We start from the raw sequence: 16,080 nt of genomic DNA on the forward strand, positions 1-16,080 counted from the left end.
GGGATGCGGGGGCGGCCTGCGGGGCCGGGTTCTGCGTCTGCGGGGCCTGCGTGGAGGCCGGGGCAGCCTGCGGGGCCGCGGACGGGGTCGTCTGCGCCGGCTGCGCCGGGGCGGAGGACGCGGCACGCTGCGGCATGCCGGCCGTCAGACCGTTGGCCGCGGCGTTGGCGGCGGCCTGCTTGGCGGTGTCGAAGCCGGCGGCGATGACGGTGACGCGCACCTCGTCGCCGTAGGCGTCGTCGAGCGCGAGACCCCAGATGATCTGGGCCTCCGGGTGGATGGCCTTGCGCACCAGCTCGACGGCTGCGGAGGCCTCCTGCAGGCCGATGTCGGTCGGGCCGGCGACGTTGATGAGCGCGCCGTGGGCGCCTTCGATGCTCTCCTCGAGCAGCGGGGAGCTGATGGCCAGCTCGGCGGCCTGGGTGGCGCGGTCCTCGCCCCTGGCGGAGCCGATGCCGAACAGGGCGGTGCCGGCGCCGCGCAGGATGGCGGTGACGTCGGAGAAGTCGACGTGGATGTACGAGTTGGAGGTGATCAGGTCGGTGATGCCCTGCACGCCGGACAGCAGCGCGCCGTCGGCGGTCTTGAACGCGTCCATGATCGTGATCGAACGGTCGGACAGCTCGAGCAGTCGGTCGTTCGGGATGACGATGAGGGCGTCGACCTCCTGACGCAGGTTGTCGATGCCGAGCTCGGCCGAGGCGGAGCGCTGCGGGCCCTCGAACGAGAACGGACGGGTGACCACGGCGATGGTCAGCGCGCCCTGCTGGTGGGCGGCGCGCGCGACGATCGGGCTGGCGCCGGTGCCGGTGCCGCCGCCCTCGCCGCAGGTGACGAAGACCATGTCGGCGCCCTTGACGGCCTCCTCGATGTCGGACTGGTGGTCTTGGGCCGCCTTGGCGCCCTTCTCGGGGTCGGCGCCGGCGCCGAGGCCACGGCTGGACTGGTCGGACAGGGAGATCTTCACATCGGCGTCGGAGCGCAGCAGATCCTTGGCATCGGTGTTCACTGCGATGAATTCGACATTCTGCAACCCCTCGGCGATCATGCGGTTGACGGCGTTGCCACCGGCACCGCCTACACCGACGACCTTGATGTTGGTCCTGTCGTTCAACTCCTCGTTCTGGGCGATCTCGCTCACGTTGTGCTCCTGTCACTTCACGGTTACACCCTAGACTAGCGCAGGGCCACGCCGTATTGTGTGATATTTCCGCGCGTGTAGCGCAACATTACCGCAATGCGGTTTACGTTTCCGGGCCGTGGGCGAAGCCGGATTCCCATTCGTGACACACTCAAGGCCGTTCGGCTAAGCCTACGGTCCCGAACGGGAATCCGACTTCCCCCACTCCTGCATCCGGCCAATCCGCCAGATGACGCATCAGCTAGTAGCTGGCGTCCATCGGGTCGTCGCCGAAGAGGGTCTCGCGTTCCTCGTGACTGGTGGTGCGCGATTCGAGCCAGCCGTAGGGCAGGTGGACCTTCTTGGCGAAGCGCACGCGGCCGCGCGGCTTGTCGATCACGCGCGGCGGGAACTCGACCGATGGATCGAGCCTGCCGATCTCCCGGTCCACGTCGGCGAGGCTCTCGCACTCCATGAACGCCTTGCGCGTGGAGCCGCCGACCGGGAAGCCCTTCAGGTACCAGGCGATGTGCTTGCGCAGGTCGTGCACGGCCATGCGCTCGTCGCCGTCGTAGAACTCGACGAGCAGGCGGGCATGGCGCGCGATCACGCGGCACACCTCGCCCAGCGTCGGGTTGAACCGCTCATCGGAGCCCTCGAACGCGTGCTTGATGTCGGCGAACAGCCACGGGCGGCCCTGGCATCCACGGCCGATGGCCACGCCGTCGCAGCCGGTCTCGGCGATCATCGCGAGGGCGTCGTCGGCGCCCCAGATGTCGCCGTTGCCGAACACCGGAATGGACAGGTGCTCCTTGAGCTCGCCGATGCGGCTCCAGTCCGAGTGCCCGCCGTAGTATTCGGCGGTGGTGCGGGCGTGGAGGGTCACGGCGGCGCAGCCCTCCTCCTGGGCGATGCGGCCGGCGTCGAGGAACGTCTCGTGATCGTGGTCGATGCCGACGCGGATCTTCGCGGTGACCGGGATGTTGGCCGGCTCGCACACCTTGACGACGCGGCGGATGAGCTCGGTGAAGATGTCGGTCTTCCACGGCAGGGCGGAGCCGCCGCCGCGGCGCGTGACCTTGGGCACCGGGCATCCGAAGTTCAGATCCACATGATCGGCCATGTGCTCGTCGACGACGATCCTCGCGGCCTGCTCGGTGATGGCAGGGTTCACGCCGTACAGCTGCAGCGAGCGCACGCGCTCGGTGGGCGCGAAACGGCACAGGCGCAGGGCCTTGGGGTTGCGGGCGACGAGCGCGCGGGCGGTGATCATCTCGGCCACGTACAGGCCGTCGGGGCCGTACTCCTCGCACAGCACGCGGAACGGCCAGTTGGTGACGCCGGCCATCGGCGAGAGCACCACCGGGGTGGGCACGTCGATCGGCCCGAGACGGACCGGTTTGACGGCCGGGACGGATGCGGCGAGCGCGGCGGTATGACGCGGCGAGCGCGGATCCTCCCCGGTGAGGGAGTCGCCGCGCTCGTCGATGACGGTTTCGCTGTTGGCTGTCAACTCAGTACAGGCCGCCGGCCTCGTTGATCTTCACGGAGTCGGGCCATGCCTCGCCGCCCATGGCGACGGGCTTCATCGGCACGCGGGTGCGGTGCTCGCCGATGCGGGCGTCGACGTACTCGGCGACCTTGTCCAGCGAGACGCGCTCCTGGTTCATCGTGTCGCGGTCGCGGATGGTGACGGCGTGATCCTCGAGGGTGTCGAAGTCGACGGTGATGCACAGCGGGGTGCCGATCTCGTCCTCGCGACGGTAGCGGCGGCCGATGGCGCCGGCCTCGTCGTAGTCGATCATCCACTCGTGCTGGCGCAGGTCGGAGGCCAGATCCTGGGCGACGGACTGCAGCTCCGGCTTCTTGGAGAGCGGCAGGACGGCGGCCTTGACCGGCGCGAGGCGCGGGTCGAGGCGCAGGACGGTGCGCTTGTCGACGCCGCCCTTGGTGTTCGGCGCCTCGTCCACGTCGTAGGCGTCGACGAGGAAGCACATCAGGGAGCGGGTCAGGCCCGCGGCCGGCTCGATGACGTACGGGATGTACTTCTCGCCGGTGGCCTGGTTGAAGTAGCTCAGGTCCTCGCCGGAGTGCTTGGCGTGCGCGGACAGGTCGAAGTCGGTGCGGTTGGCGACGCCCTCGAGCTCGCCCCAGTCGGAGCCCTGGAAGCCGAACTTGTACTCGATGTCGACGGTGCGCTTGGAGTAGTGGGCCAGCTTCTCCTTCGGGTGCTCGTAGTGGCGCAGGTTCTCCGGCTTGACGCCGAGGTCCAGATACCACTGGGTGCGGGCGTCGATCCAGTACTGGTGCCATTCCTCGTCGGTGCCGGGCTCGACGAAGAACTCCATCTCCATCTGCTCGAACTCGCGGGTGCGGAAGATGAAGTTGCCGGGCGTGATCTCGTTGCGGAAGGACTTGCCCATGTTGGCGATGCCGAACGGCGGCTTGGAACGCGAGGAGGTCATCACGTTCTTGAAGTCGACGAAGATGCCCTGCGCGGTCTCCGGGCGCAGGTAGTGCAGGCTGTTCTCGTCCTCGACCGGGCCGAGGTGCGTGCGCAGCATCATGTTGAAGTCGCGCGGCTCGGTCCACTTGCCGCGGGTGCCGCAGTCGGGGCACACGATGTCGGCCATGCCGTTCTCGGGCAGCTTGTCGCCGTGCTTCTCGGCGTAGCTCTCCTGGAGCTTGTCGGCGCGGTTGCGCTTGTGGCAGTTGAGGCACTCGACCAGCGGGTCGTTGAACACGGCGACGTGGCCGGAGGCGACCCACACCGGGGTCGGCAGGATGATGGACGTGTCGACGCCGACGACGTCGGGACGGGTGACGACCATCGAACGCCACCATTCGCGCTTGATGTTGTCCTTCAGGGCGACACCGAGCGGACCGTAGTCCCATGCGGAACGGGTTCCGCCGTAGATCTCGCCGGCGGGGAACACGAAACCGCGACGCTTCGCGAGGGATACGACTTCATCAAGTTTGGACTGAGCCACAATGCACCTTCTGGTATGAACGGTTTGGGGTCTTTACAACCGCTTCAGGATACCGGCACAGTCTGACAGTGGCTGCCGGACCGCCTCCGTGACGCATCACCTCCCCTTGAACAGGCGGAACAGGCGGGATTCTCGCACGGCGAGCACACCCGCGACACTCGCGGCGAGCACGCCGGCGAACAGGGCGAGCGGCGAGCGGGCGGCGGCGAGGAGCACCGCCTCCGGGTCGGACGGGGATGCGCGCAGGCAGAGCGCGGCGATCAGCGACAGGCCAGTCACGGTCGCGCCGCCGGCCCAGACAAGGGTTTCGACCAGCGCCGCGAGCAGCTGGTCCGATTTGCGTTGGCCGCAGTGGAGGGCGCCCGCGTATTCCAGACGCCGCCTGTGCACGGACGCGACGCCGATGACGAGGCCGACCGCGAGCGCCGCCCAGGGCAGCATGTGGGTCATGCGCGTCTCGTACAGCGCCGCGGCGTTCCACCCGCGATCGAGGCTTTTGTTGAGCATGGTGGTGCCGGGGAGGGTCTGCGTGGTCGATTTGCCGGCGATGGCGGTCGTGGTGAGCAGCGATTCGACCGCGTCGGTGCGCGGCCACTGCTTGGCCCAGCATTCGCTGAACGGCTTGGCGTCGGCCGTCGCGGGGACGACGAGCGCATAGGCGAAGCGGGTGTCGCGTCCGTCGTTCGGCCAGTCGAAGACGCCGGCGACGGGGATGTCGCCGCGGTCGGTCTCGATCGTGACGCCCTTGGCCCAGCCGAAGTCGTGGGCGAGGGTCGCGGAGACCCATACGCCGGTGGGATCGGCGTCGGCGGCAGATCCCCCGGCGGTCTCTTCCCCGTCGGCCGTATCGACGGAACCGTCTCCCCCGGCGGCCGCGAGCAGGCCGATCATGCCGGCGGTGACCTCGTATGAGCCGATGCTGCGCCCCGGGGTCGAGCGCGGGGTGACTTGGTCGCCCTCGCGCATGGCGCCCGCGGCTTGCGGCCCGCCGTCCGCGTCGACGAGACGGTCGCAGGCGGCGCCGTCGATCACGGAGACGGGACTGACGATGGTGGTGACGTCCGCCGCGGCCCGGATGCGGGTGACGGCGTCACGCTCCTGTCCGATGACGGCGAGCGCCTCGAACCCGCCGATGAGCGTGCCGGCCACGGCCACGGCGAGGAACCAAACCGCGGCGCGGGCGGCGCCGGAGCCGATGTTGCGCATCGCCTCGGAGAGGATGGACGCGAGTCTCATGACAGCTCCTTTCCATACCGCGCCTGCGTCGCCGCCTCTTCCGGCGCGTAGTCGGCGAGGTCGATGACCCGCTCGCAGGCGTCGCGGGTGGCGAGGTCGTGGGTGGCGACGACGACGATCATGCCGTGTCCGGCGAGGTTGCCGAGCACGCCCGAGACGCTGTGGGCGGTGCGCGTGTCCAGCTGGGCCGTGGGTTCGTCGACGAGCAGCATGTCCGGGGCCGAGCTTACGGCCCGGGCGAGCATGAGCCGTTGCGCCTCGCCGCCGGAGAGCGCGGCGAACGGGCGGTCGGCGACGGGCCCGAGATCGAACATGTCCATCGCCTCCAGCGCCTGCGGTTCCGCCTCGCGCCGGCGCAGGCCCCGCGCGAGCAGCGGGAAGACGACGTGGTCGAGCGCGCTGCGTTCGGCGACGCCGTACGGGTTCTGGAACACCCAGCCGATGCGGTTCACGCCGTCGCGCGTGACCGTGCCGGCGGCGGGTTTCTCCCATCCGGCGAGGATCGACAGCAGCGTGGATTTGCCGCAGCCGCTCGGCCCGCAGATCGCCGTCGTGGTGCCCGCCTCAAGGGTGAAGGACAGGTGTTCGAACAGCGTGTCCGTGCCGGGGAACCGGTGGGCGAGGTCGTGGCCGGTCACGCTCGCGGACATGTCAACCCCCTGATCGCTCCTCCGACCGATACCGTGGAGGGGCCGGCGGACGGTTCGGAGCCGTCGGCGGGCCTGACGAGGCTCACGCCCAGGTCCGCGCCGACCACCGTCACCGGGATCGTCCTGCCGTCGGAGGCGATGCATCCGGTATCGCCGTCGACGCCGAACACGGCGGCGGCCGGCACGCGCATCACGTCGACCGGCTGCGCCAGGGCCACGGTGGCGTCGATCCCCTGCGCGGACTCCTGCGACGTGGATTGCGATGACGACTGACCCGACGACTGGCCCTGCGCGGACTGCAACGACGACGAGGATTGGACGAACATGCGGAACTCCGGCGAGGCGGTGACGCGCGCGCAGAACTCCGGATCGTCGATGCGTGTGGCGCCGGCCTTGAGCACGCCCTGCTGGCCGAAGACGGTGATCGTCCGGTCGGCGTTCTCGGCGGCGCCGTCCCTCAAGCTGATCGCGGTCAGGGCACCGGGGATCCGGCCGATCGGCGTCCCGGCCGTGACCATGGTGCCGGGCACGCCGTTCCAGTCGGAGACGGCCGCCTCGCGCTGCGGCAGCCAGATCACGTCCGCGATGGCGAGGTTGCCGTCCAGCCCCGAGGTCACGCCGAGCCCTCGCCACAGGGCCTTGACGGCCTTGACCGTCCGCGTCGTGTACCGGTCGGTGTCGGCGGGCGCGCCGAAACCGAGCCGCGCAAGCTCGTCGTTGAGCGCGCGCACGTCCCCGCCTTTGTCGCCGTATTGCAGGTCGCGGTAGAGCGGGGTCGCGGTGGCGAGCGCGACGATGGGCCGTCCGTCGACCGCGAGCGCGGCCCTGCCGGAGACGAGACCCTCGCCGGAATGGTCGGCGGTCACGGTGCCGGACGTGTTGATGAGCATCTGACGGGAGGCGGAGAGCGTGGGGATGACGCTGATCTGCCTGTTCGCGTCGTAACGCTGGATGCCGACCGGCGCGCTGGTGACCTCCTTCGCGCGCGACAGTATCGCCGGATGACGGTCGGGCAGCAGGAACGCGGCCGCGCCGACGCTGACGGCCGCGGTGAGGATGACGGCGATCAACAGCCAGGCGACGGGGAACCCACGTCGCGCGGTGCCGCGTGGAGTGCCGCGCGGCACGCCCCGCCCCGTCGACGGCCCCGATGATGCCGATGATGTCTTCGATGACTTCGCCATGATGGCCTCCCCTCCTCGCGTCCTCACGCTCGCCCCTCGCGTCCGATCGGGCTTCGATCCCGACGTCGGCTTCGGCGTCGTGTCCGATTCCATCGTTCCACGCCGTCCGCGCGCACGGTCAGGCGAAGGTCAGGGCGGGGCCGCCTACGATGGAAGGTGCACAGGCTGTACAGCCGTGCGGCACAGGGGTTTCAGGACAAGGGGGTTGAGATGGGACGACGATCATCACAGGGGTTCACGCGCATCCAGCGGTTGCTGGCCGCGACGCTGGCCGCGGCGGCGCTGCTCGCGGGGCTCGCGGGCTGCGCGGGGCCGACGAACGGCACGCAGAGCGCATCACCCGCATCCGGGGATCAGGGTTCGTCGGCGCAGGGGCAGGATTCCTCGCAACGGCAGGGGCCGGTCTCGACGCTGCGCGACGCCGACGGCAACGGGCGGCTGGCGAGCTCACTGCCCGCCTACATCGACGAGGTGCTCGCCGACCCGTACGTGTCGGACTACGAGCGCCCGTTCCTTGAACAGGCCAAGAAGGAGGGACGGGTGTCGACGGCCGTCTACGAGAAGGTCTGGTCGGACTACAAGACGTGCATGGTCGACCACGGATTCAAGGAGCCGAAGCTCGAACGGTTCCCGAACGGCATGATGGACATCATGCAGCACGCCGTCGGCACCGACAAGCAGGAGGAGCGGTGGCGCGACGCCTACGCCGACTGCTATCTGCGGTTCTCCCATGTGCAGGGCCTGTACGGTCAGCAGCAGGGCAACCCGAACCTGTACGCCAACGTCGACGAGGCGGTCGTCGACTGCATGCGGCGCGAGGGCGTGGTACCTCCGAGCTACACGGTCAAGGACTTCAACGACGGGCAGACCCAGCTCCAGACGGAAGGCTGGACGGACGCGAAGGACAAGCTCGGCTACGATTTCGGTGACGCGCGCGTGCGCGGCTGCAAGGCGGCGCAGGGCTGGTCGTCGAGCACCGCCGACGACCCCGTGGAGTACTTCTGGTAGATCATGGCGGGGATACTGATCGTCGAGGACAACACGGGCATGGCCGCCTCGCTCGACGACGCGCTGAGGCATGAGGGCTACCGCACCTGGACGGCCGAAACCGGTGTCGAGGCGCTGGAACTGCTCGCCGCGCACCGGGACGCCATCGACGTGGTCCTGCTCGACCGCGACCTGCCGGTCATGTCCGGCGACACGGTGATGACGACGATCCGCGCGCTCGGACTGGATGTGAGCGTGCTCATGGTCACCGCCTCGGCCAGCCCAGAGCAGCGCGTGGAGGGGCTGGACCTCGGCGCCGACGACTACCTGCCCAAACCGTTCGTCTACCGGGAGCTGTCGGCCCGCATCCGCGCCCTGCTGCGCCACGACGCGAGACGACGCGAGACGACGGGGTCCTACGACGATTCCGGCGCCGTCGCGCAGCCGGTCGTCATCGACGACGACCGTCGACTCGCCTACTGGAGAAACACCCCGCTCGACCTGACCGCGCGGGAGTTCGCCGTGCTGCGCCGCATCGTCGAGGCGGACGGCGGCTGGGTCACGCTCGACGAACTCATCGCCGCCGCATGGCCGGACGGCGCGGCCAGCGCCGGGGCGGCCAAGACGCTCGTCTACACGCTCAGACGCAAGCTCGAGGCCGCCGGCGGCAAGGGCGTCATCGTCTCGGCGCGAGGGAAGGGATACCGTCTGCCATGAACCACCCGTCCAGTCTGACTGACGCATCCCGCCCGTTCAGCCCGTCCAGCCCGTCCAATCCGCCCAGGAAGCGCCGGTTCCATCTGCGCCCGCGCACCTTCCGCGGCAAGCTCGCGCTCGCCATCGGCCTGCTGGTGGCGGTGTTCCTCGGGATCGCCCTGGCGTTGCAGACCATGCTGTTCGGCCGCATCTACGACCGGTCGTCCTACCGGCTGTATCAGGTGGCCAGCGGCGGAACGCTGCCCACGCCCGACGGCGGCGAACTGTATGTGTCCTCCACCGGCTGCTACTACACCGACTACGCCGTGGGATGCGGGCCGATGACGCCGGGGTCGATCATGGAGATCAGCGACTCGGACATGCGCGGGCCCATGATGCAGGGCGCCATGTGGTTCTCGCTGGCGCTGTTCGCCGGGTTCGCCGTGCTGGCGATGGTCGCGGCGTGGTTCATCTCCCGCAGGCTGGCCGGGCGCATCTCCTCGCTGGGCGCGCAGATGCGACGGCTCGACCCGTCCGCCACCGGCGAGCGCGTGTCGATCGCGGGTTCGGACGAGGTGGCGTCGCTGGCCGGCGACGTGAATGCGATGCTCGCGCGTATCGAGCAGGCGGCGGCCACGCAACGGCAGTTCATCGCGAACGCCTCGCACGAGCTGCGCACGCCGATCGCGGTGATCGGGACCAGTCTGGACGCCCCGCTCGCGCAGGGGCGGTTCGCGGCGGACGTGGAGCCGGCGGTGCGCCGGGCGCTGGAGGCGGACCGGAACGCGGCCGATCTGGTGGAGGGGCTGCTGGCGCTGTCACGCGTGCAGAACATGGCGTTGCATCCGGGCGAGGAACGGCCGCCCGAGACGTCGCTCGGCGAGGCCGTGGAGCACGCGCTGGACGCCTCGTGGGACGCGATCGACGAACGCGGCATCGACGTGCGCACCGGCATCGACCCCGCGGCGACGGTGCACGCGGACCCGACGATGCTGGCGCTGCTGGCGGGCAACCTCATCCGCAACGCCGTGGTGCACAACGTGGACCGCGGTGACATCGAGGTCGACGTGCGGCAGATCGACGGCGGGGGCGTCGAGCTGTCCGTCACCAACAGCACGGAGTCGACGGAGACTGCGGAGTCGACGGACGAGCGCGATCTGGACGATCTGCTGATCCCGTTCCATCGCGGGAGGGCGTCCCGGCTCGAGAACCGGCCTGGCAACGGGCTGGGCCTGTCGATCGTCAGGGAGATCGCGGATCTTTACCATGCCGAGCTGCGACTCGCCAGACCCGAACGGGGTCGATTTGGCGTGTCTGTGCGATTTTGTAACAACCATGTCCGTATCGGCGCGTAGTTTCGGACGCAACACATGAAATGCAGGGGAACCCGCACCACTTCAGGCGGGTTGAGATGGGCGAGGGCCCGACCCTTTGAACCTGTTGGTTAAGACCAGCGTAGGGAGCAGTGAATATGAGCGATGATTCGCCATCCATCCGCAACGAACGCGGTATCGATTCCACTTATGACGGCCATGGCGACGCCGACGGCGATCTTAACGACCTGCGCGACCGCATCCGAAACGCCGTCGAACAGGTGAGGGCCACCCGTCCGCTGGCGCAGTCGTTCACCAACTTCGTGACGATCAATCTCGTGGCCAACGCCCAGCTCGCCGCCGGAGGCGCCGCGGCAATGAGCTTCCTGCCCGACGACGTGATCGACACGGCGCCGATCTCGGGGGCCGACTACATCAACGTGGGCACGCTGCTGCCGTTCTACAAGGAGGCGCTGCCCAAGATCGCACGCGCCTTCCACAAGACCGGGCACAAATGGGTGCTCGACCCGGTGGCCGCCGGCATCGGCCGGACGCGCACCGAGATCCTGCGCGCCTTCCGTGCCACTCCCCCGACCATCGTGCGCGGCAACGCCTCCGAGATCATCGCACTTGCCGACATGTGGGGGTTGTCGGACGACGCCGAACCCGGCAACCAGCCCGCCACCCGTCCGGCCGGCGTCGAGGCCGTCGACGAGGTCGACACGGCCGTCGAACCGGCCAAGCGCCTCGCCCGATTCCTCACGCGTTCCTCCGCCGCCGTCGGCGCGCCGGACGGCAGGGCCGCCGTGGCCGTCTCCGGCGAGGTCGACCTCGTCACCGATGGCGAGACCGTCTACCGCCTGCCCGGCGGCAGCGCGATGATGACGAAGGTCACCGGCGCCGGATGCTCGCTCGGTGGCGTGACCGCCACATACCTCGCCGTGACCGACCCGCTGACCGCCGCGCTGGCGGCGAGCGCCCTGTACGACCGCGCCGGCGAGATCGCCGAGGCGCAGTCCAACGGCCCCGGCTCGTTCCAGGTCGCCTTCCTCGACGCCCTGTGGAACGTGACCGCCGATCAGGTGGCCGGCTCCGAAATCCACATGTTCTGACACTTCCACCAATCAATCAAAGGAACACACCATGAGTAACGAATACCCATACGCGTCGATGCGCGACAGCTTCGACCTGTCCGCGTACTTCGTGGTCGGACCGGACGACTGCAAGGGCCGCCCGCTGACCGACGTGGTCGATCAGGCCCTCACCGGCGGCGCCACGTTCATCCAGCTGCGCGCCAAGAACGCCGACGCCTCCGAGCTGACCGCGATGGCGCAGGACATCGCGCAGATCATCGAGGACGACGGCAAGTCCGACTCCGTGGCCTTCGTGATCGACGACCGCGCCGACGTGGTCTGGCAGGCCCGCCGCAAGGGCATCAAGGTCGACGGTGTGCACATCGGCCAGACCGACATGGAGCCGCGCGAGGCCCGCGCCCTCCTGGGCGACGAGGCGATCGTGGGCCTGTCGGCCGAGACCGAGAGCCTGGTCAAGCTCATCAACGAACTGCCCGACGGCTGCATCGACTACATCGGCGCCGGCCCGCTGCACGTCTCCACCACCAAGCCCGAGGCCTCCGTGGGCGGCAACGACGGCTCCGGCCGTACGCTGGACGCCAGGCAGATCGACACGATCTGCGCCGCCAGCGAGTTCCCGGTGGTCGTCGGCGGCGGCGTGACCGCGGCCGACATGGCCATGCTCGCCGGCACCAAGGCGGCCGGCTGGTTCGCGGTCTCCGCCATCGCCGGCGCCGAGAACCCCGAGGAGGCCACCCGCGCGATGGTCGAAGGATGGAAGGCCGTGCGCGGCGACGCGAAGCACGGCTACGCGCCGCGCATCGTCACCCACACGCCGGCCGTCGACACGCAGGCCGCGCAGGAAGGCAACGCGCAGCCGGGCGCCGAGGCCACGGAGAAGAAGTTCACCAACGCCAAGGAGGCCAAGGAGGCGCAGAAGCTCGCCAAGCAGCAGCGCGTCGACATCGCCGCCCGCGGCTCCAAGCAGCGCGACAAGGCGCACATCCGCAAGACGAAGTCCGTGCCGTTCTCCTACGAGTACGGTTCGTACGACCTCGAGGTGCCGTACACCGAGATCAAGCTGTCCGACACCCCCGGCGTCGGCCCGAACCCGCCGTTCCACGACTACAACACCGAAGGCCCCAAGTGCGATCCGAAGGAGGGCCTGAAGCCCCTGCGCCTCGACTGGATCCGCGACCGCGGCGACGTCGAGGAGTACGAGGGCCGCCGCCGCAACCTCGAGGACGACGGCAAGCGCGCCATCAAGCGCGGCCGCGCCACGAAGGAATGGCGTGGACGCACGCACCAGCCGATGCGCGCCAAGGACCACCCGGTCACGCAGATGTGGTACGCCCGCCACGGCATCGTCACCCCGGAGATGCAGTACGTGGCGACCCGCGAGAACTGCGACGTGGAGCTCGTGCGCTCCGAGCTGGCCGCGGGCCGCGCGGTCATGCCGTGCAACGTCAACCACCCGGAGGCCGAGCCGATGATCATCGGCTCCCGCTTCCTGACCAAGCTCAACGCGAACATGGGCAACTCGGCCGTCACCTCGTCCATCGACGAGGAAGTGGAGAAGCTCACGTGGGCCACCAAGTGGGGCGCCGACACCGTGATGGACCTGTCCACAGGCAACGACATCCACACCACCCGCGAGTGGATCCTCCGCAACTCCCCCGTGCCGATCGGCACCGTGCCGATGTATCAGGCGCTCGAGAAGGTCGAGGACGACGCCTCCAAGCTCAGCTGGGAGCTGTTCCGCGACACCGTGATCGAACAGTGCGAGCAGGGCGTCGACTACATGACGATCCATGCCGGCGTGCTGCTGCGCTACGTGCCGCTGACCGCCAACCGCGTCACCGGCATCGTCTCGCGCGGCGGCTCGATCATGGCCGACTGGTGCCTGCGCCATCATCAGGAGAGCTTCCTGTACACGCACTTCGACGAGCTGTGCGACATCTTCGCCAAGTACGACGTCGCGTTCTCGCTCGGCGACGGACTTCGCCCCGGCTGCCTCGCCGACGCGAACGACGCCGCCCAGCTGAGCGAGCTGATGACCCTGGGCGAGCTCACCGAGCGCGCGTGGGCCAAGGACGTGCAGGTCATGATCGAGGGCCCGGGCCACGTCCCGTTCGACACGGTACGCATGAACATCGAGCTGGAGAAGGCCGTGTGCAAGGGCGCCCCGTTCTACACCCTCGGACCGCTGACGACCGACACCGCGCCGGGCTATGACCACATCACCTCCGCGATCGGCGCCACCGAGATCGGACGCTACGGCACCGCCATGCTGTGCTACGTGACCCCGAAGGAGCACCTCGGCCTGCCGAACAAGGACGACGTCAAGCAGGGCGTGATCGCGTACAAGATCGCCGCCCACGCCGCCGACATCGCCAAGCACCACCCGCACGCGCAGGACCGTGACGACGCGATTTCGAAGGCCCGCTTCGAGTTCCGCTGGCTCGACCAGTTCAACCTCTCCTACGATCCGGACACCGCGATCGCGTTCCACGACGACACACTGCCCGCCGAGCCGGCCAAGATGGCGCACTTCTGCTCGATGTGCGGCCCGAAGTTCTGCTCGATGGCCATCTCGCAGAACATCCGCAAGGCGTTCGGCGGCGAGGCCGCGCAGGAGCAGATCGTCAGGGACTCCATCGCCGGCATCGCCCCCGATGACGGTGTCGTGTCCGCGAACGTGCTGAGCCCCGAGGACATCGTCGCCGGCATGAACGCGATGAGTGAGCAGTACACCGCGCAGGGCGGCAAGCTCTACTCCACCGCCCCGACGTCGCAGGCCGCCACGAAGACCGCCACACAGACCGCCGCGAAGTGAGCTGATGACAACCATGGCACAACATACGACGACCCTTCCGCCCGTACTCGCGATCTCCGGCTCGGACTCCTCCGGCGGCGCCGGCATGCAGGCCGACCTGAAGACGATGCTCGCCAATGGCGTGTTCGGCATGAGCGCGATCACCGCGCTGACCGCCCAGAACACCACCGGCGTGCGTTCCATCCAGGACACCGAGCCGAACATCCTCGCCGATCAGATCGACGCCGTGTTCGAGGACATCCCGCCGGTGGCCGTCAAGATCGGCATGGTCTCGGCCACCGACATCATCGACGTGATCGCCGACCGCCTCACCTTCCATCACGCGCGAAACGTGGTGCTCGACCCGGTCATGGTCGCCACCTCCGGAGCCAAGCTCATCAGCGACGACGCGATCGCCGCGCTGACCTCGAAGCTGTTCCCGCTGGCGACCGTGATCACGCCGAACATCCCCGAGGCGCAGGTGCTGTCCGGCATGGAGATCACCGACGCCGAATCGATGGAACGCGCGGCCGTCGCCCTCACCGAACGCTACGGCTGCGCGGCGCTCGTCAAGGGCGGCCACCACACGAACGACGCGAACGACGTGCTCGCCGAAGTGAGTGGCAAGGTCACCTGGTTCGAGGGCAGGCGCGTCGACAACCCGAACACGCACGGCACCGGCTGCACGCTGAGCTCCGCGATCGCGTCGAACCTCGCGAAGGGCGAGACGCTGCCCGAGGCGATCCGTCTCGCCAAGGAGTATCTGACCGGCGCCCTGAACGCGATGCTCGATCTGGGGCACGGTTCGGGCCCGATGGACCACGCGTGGGCGTGGAGGTGAGAGACGGCATGACGCAGGACGCCAACACCCCCGATCTGAGTATCGAGGCTGAGAGCCTCAACACCGTGTCGGACCGCAACGCGATCAGGCAGGAGGTGCCGATCAACCCCGAAACCGGCAGGCCGTACCTCAACACGGTGGCGGCCATCCAGGTGTCGGTGACCGGCGCCGGCTCCGAGGTCTCCCCGTACGTCGCGCAGGCGATCTCGGTGATCCGCGACTCCGGCCTGCCGCAGGAGACCAACGCCCTGTTCACCGATGTCGAGGGCGATCTCGACGACGTGCTGCATGTGGCCGGCGAGGCCGCCAAGAAGCTCGCGGAGCAGGGCTACCGCACGAGCCTCGTGCTGCACATGGACATCCGCCCCGGCTTCACCGGCCAGCTGACGGAGAAGCCGAAGCTCGCCGACGAGGTCATCGCCCGGCAGCGGGGTCAGGCGCGCTGAGCCTCATCCCGTGACCCGCACATTCGATTGAAGGGCTTCCTCACCAGAGGAAGCCCTTCAATCATCTGCGTAGGATGGGCAACACCGTCAGGCGTCGACGCCGTACTCCTTGGCGATGACGTTCCACAGGTCGTCGGCGGCGCGCTGCACATCGTCGTTGACGATCGTCACGTCGAATTCGCTTTCGGCGGCGAGTTCGATGTGCGCGGTCGCGAGACGACGCTTGCGCTGTTCCTCGGTCTCGGTGCCGCGGCCCTTGAGGCGGCGGACCAGCTCGTCGAAGCTCGGCGGGGCGATGAACACGGTCATCACCTCGAGTCCGAGCTCGGCGGCCTTCTCCTTGACGCGGCGGGCGCCCTGCAGGTCGATCTCGAGGATCGTCGGGGTGCCGACGGACAGGTGGTCCTCCAGCGGCTTCAACGGCGTGCCGTAGTGGGCCAGACCGTGCACGAGCGCGGTCTCGAGGAACTCGCCCGCCTTCTCCTTGGCGGCGAACTCCTCCTCGCTCATGAACCAGTAGTTGACGCCGTTGACCTCGCCGGGGCGCGGATCACGCGTGGTGGCCGAGACGGACACCCACACCTCGGGGTGCTTCTTGCGCAGGGCCACCTCGACGGTGCCCTTGCCCACGCCGGCGGGGCCGGTCAGCACCAGCAGACGTCCGCCGTGCAGCGCCGTGGTCTCGTCGGCCGGCTCGTTGCCGGTTGCGGCGTCCACGGTCTGTCCCGA

General features: G+C 68.9%; 14 protein-coding genes and 1 riboswitch. Of the genes, 7 read left to right on the forward strand and 7 right to left on the reverse strand.

Going from position 1 to position 16,080, the window contains the following annotated elements; all coding sequences use genetic code 11:
• The 6 genes from ftsZ to CSQ85_RS04540 form a co-directional block, all read right to left on the reverse strand.
• Positions 1-1,141: cell division protein FtsZ (gene ftsZ, locus CSQ85_RS04515; protein WP_150383068.1), on the reverse strand; the 1,141-nt coding region annotated here is incomplete at its 3' end.
• A 241-nt stretch (positions 1,142-1,382) separates the two neighbouring features.
• Positions 1,383-2,633, reverse strand: a complete 1,251-nt coding sequence (gene dusB / locus CSQ85_RS04520) for a tRNA dihydrouridine synthase DusB (RefSeq protein WP_150383069.1) — start codon at positions 2,631-2,633, stop codon at positions 1,383-1,385.
• Between the two features lies 1 nt (position 2,634).
• On the reverse strand, positions 2,635-4,110 hold the full coding sequence (locus CSQ85_RS04525; RefSeq protein ID WP_107041189.1) for a glycine--tRNA ligase: 1,476 nt from the start codon (positions 4,108-4,110) through the stop codon (positions 2,635-2,637).
• Between the two features lie 96 nt (positions 4,111-4,206).
• A complete protein-coding gene (locus tag CSQ85_RS04530) occupies positions 4,207-5,346 on the reverse strand; it encodes a hypothetical protein (RefSeq protein WP_150383070.1) in 1,140 nt (379 codons plus the stop codon).
• Entirely contained in the window at positions 5,343-5,996 is a 654-nt protein-coding gene (locus tag CSQ85_RS04535) for an ABC transporter ATP-binding protein (protein ID WP_150383071.1), read from the reverse strand. The genes CSQ85_RS04530 and CSQ85_RS04535 overlap by 4 nt, the downstream gene beginning before the upstream one ends.
• Positions 5,981-7,180 (reverse strand): peptidoglycan-binding domain-containing protein, encoded by a 1,200-nt coding sequence (locus tag CSQ85_RS04540; RefSeq protein ID WP_150383072.1) that lies wholly within the window; start codon positions 7,178-7,180, stop codon positions 5,981-5,983. The genes CSQ85_RS04535 and CSQ85_RS04540 overlap by 16 nt, the downstream gene beginning before the upstream one ends.
• 210 nt (positions 7,181-7,390) lie before the next feature.
• Between CSQ85_RS04540 and CSQ85_RS04545 the strand changes: the two genes are divergently transcribed.
• The 7 genes from CSQ85_RS04545 to CSQ85_RS04575 all read left to right on the forward strand — a co-directional run bounded on the left by CSQ85_RS04545 (position 7,391) and on the right by CSQ85_RS04575 (position 15,351).
• A complete protein-coding gene (locus CSQ85_RS04545) occupies positions 7,391-8,188 on the forward strand; it encodes a hypothetical protein (RefSeq protein WP_150383073.1) in 798 nt (265 codons plus the stop codon).
• Between the two features lie 3 nt (positions 8,189-8,191).
• Positions 8,192-8,884 (forward strand): response regulator transcription factor, encoded by a 693-nt coding sequence (locus CSQ85_RS04550; RefSeq protein ID WP_150383074.1) that lies wholly within the window; start codon positions 8,192-8,194, stop codon positions 8,882-8,884.
• Positions 8,881-10,218 carry a sensor histidine kinase gene (locus CSQ85_RS04555; RefSeq protein ID WP_150383075.1) on the forward strand — a complete coding sequence of 446 codons (1,338 nt, stop codon included), beginning with the start codon at positions 8,881-8,883 and terminating at the stop codon, positions 10,216-10,218. The genes CSQ85_RS04550 and CSQ85_RS04555 overlap by 4 nt, the downstream gene beginning before the upstream one ends.
• 14 nt (positions 10,219-10,232) lie before the next feature.
• Positions 10,233-10,342: riboswitch (TPP riboswitch) on the forward strand.
• On the forward strand, positions 10,335-11,288 hold the full coding sequence (locus CSQ85_RS04560) for a hydroxyethylthiazole kinase (RefSeq protein ID WP_150383076.1): 954 nt from the start codon (positions 10,335-10,337) through the stop codon (positions 11,286-11,288). (Overlaps the previous riboswitch by 8 nt.)
• A 58-nt stretch (positions 11,289-11,346) precedes the next feature.
• Positions 11,347-14,085 (forward strand): phosphomethylpyrimidine synthase ThiC, encoded by a 2,739-nt coding sequence (gene thiC, locus CSQ85_RS04565; protein WP_395956399.1) that lies wholly within the window; start codon positions 11,347-11,349, stop codon positions 14,083-14,085.
• Positions 14,086-14,098: 13 nt separating this feature from the next.
• On the forward strand, positions 14,099-14,905 hold the full coding sequence (thiD, locus tag CSQ85_RS04570) for a bifunctional hydroxymethylpyrimidine kinase/phosphomethylpyrimidine kinase (RefSeq protein WP_150383078.1): 807 nt from the start codon (positions 14,099-14,101) through the stop codon (positions 14,903-14,905).
• An 8-nt stretch (positions 14,906-14,913) separates the two neighbouring features.
• On the forward strand, positions 14,914-15,351 hold the full coding sequence (locus CSQ85_RS04575) for a thiamine-binding protein (protein WP_150383079.1): 438 nt from the start codon (positions 14,914-14,916) through the stop codon (positions 15,349-15,351).
• Between the two features lie 87 nt (positions 15,352-15,438).
• Here the strand turns inward: CSQ85_RS04575 and gmk are convergent, their stop codons facing one another.
• A complete protein-coding gene (gene gmk / locus CSQ85_RS13360; RefSeq protein WP_395956401.1) occupies positions 15,439-16,068 on the reverse strand; it encodes a guanylate kinase in 630 nt (209 codons plus the stop codon).
• Positions 16,069-16,080: the final 12 nt, after the last annotated feature.

The sequence above is a fragment of the Bifidobacterium rousetti genome (assembly GCF_008698235.1).
GTDB lineage: Bacteria > Actinomycetota > Actinomycetes > Actinomycetales > Bifidobacteriaceae > Bifidobacterium > Bifidobacterium rousetti.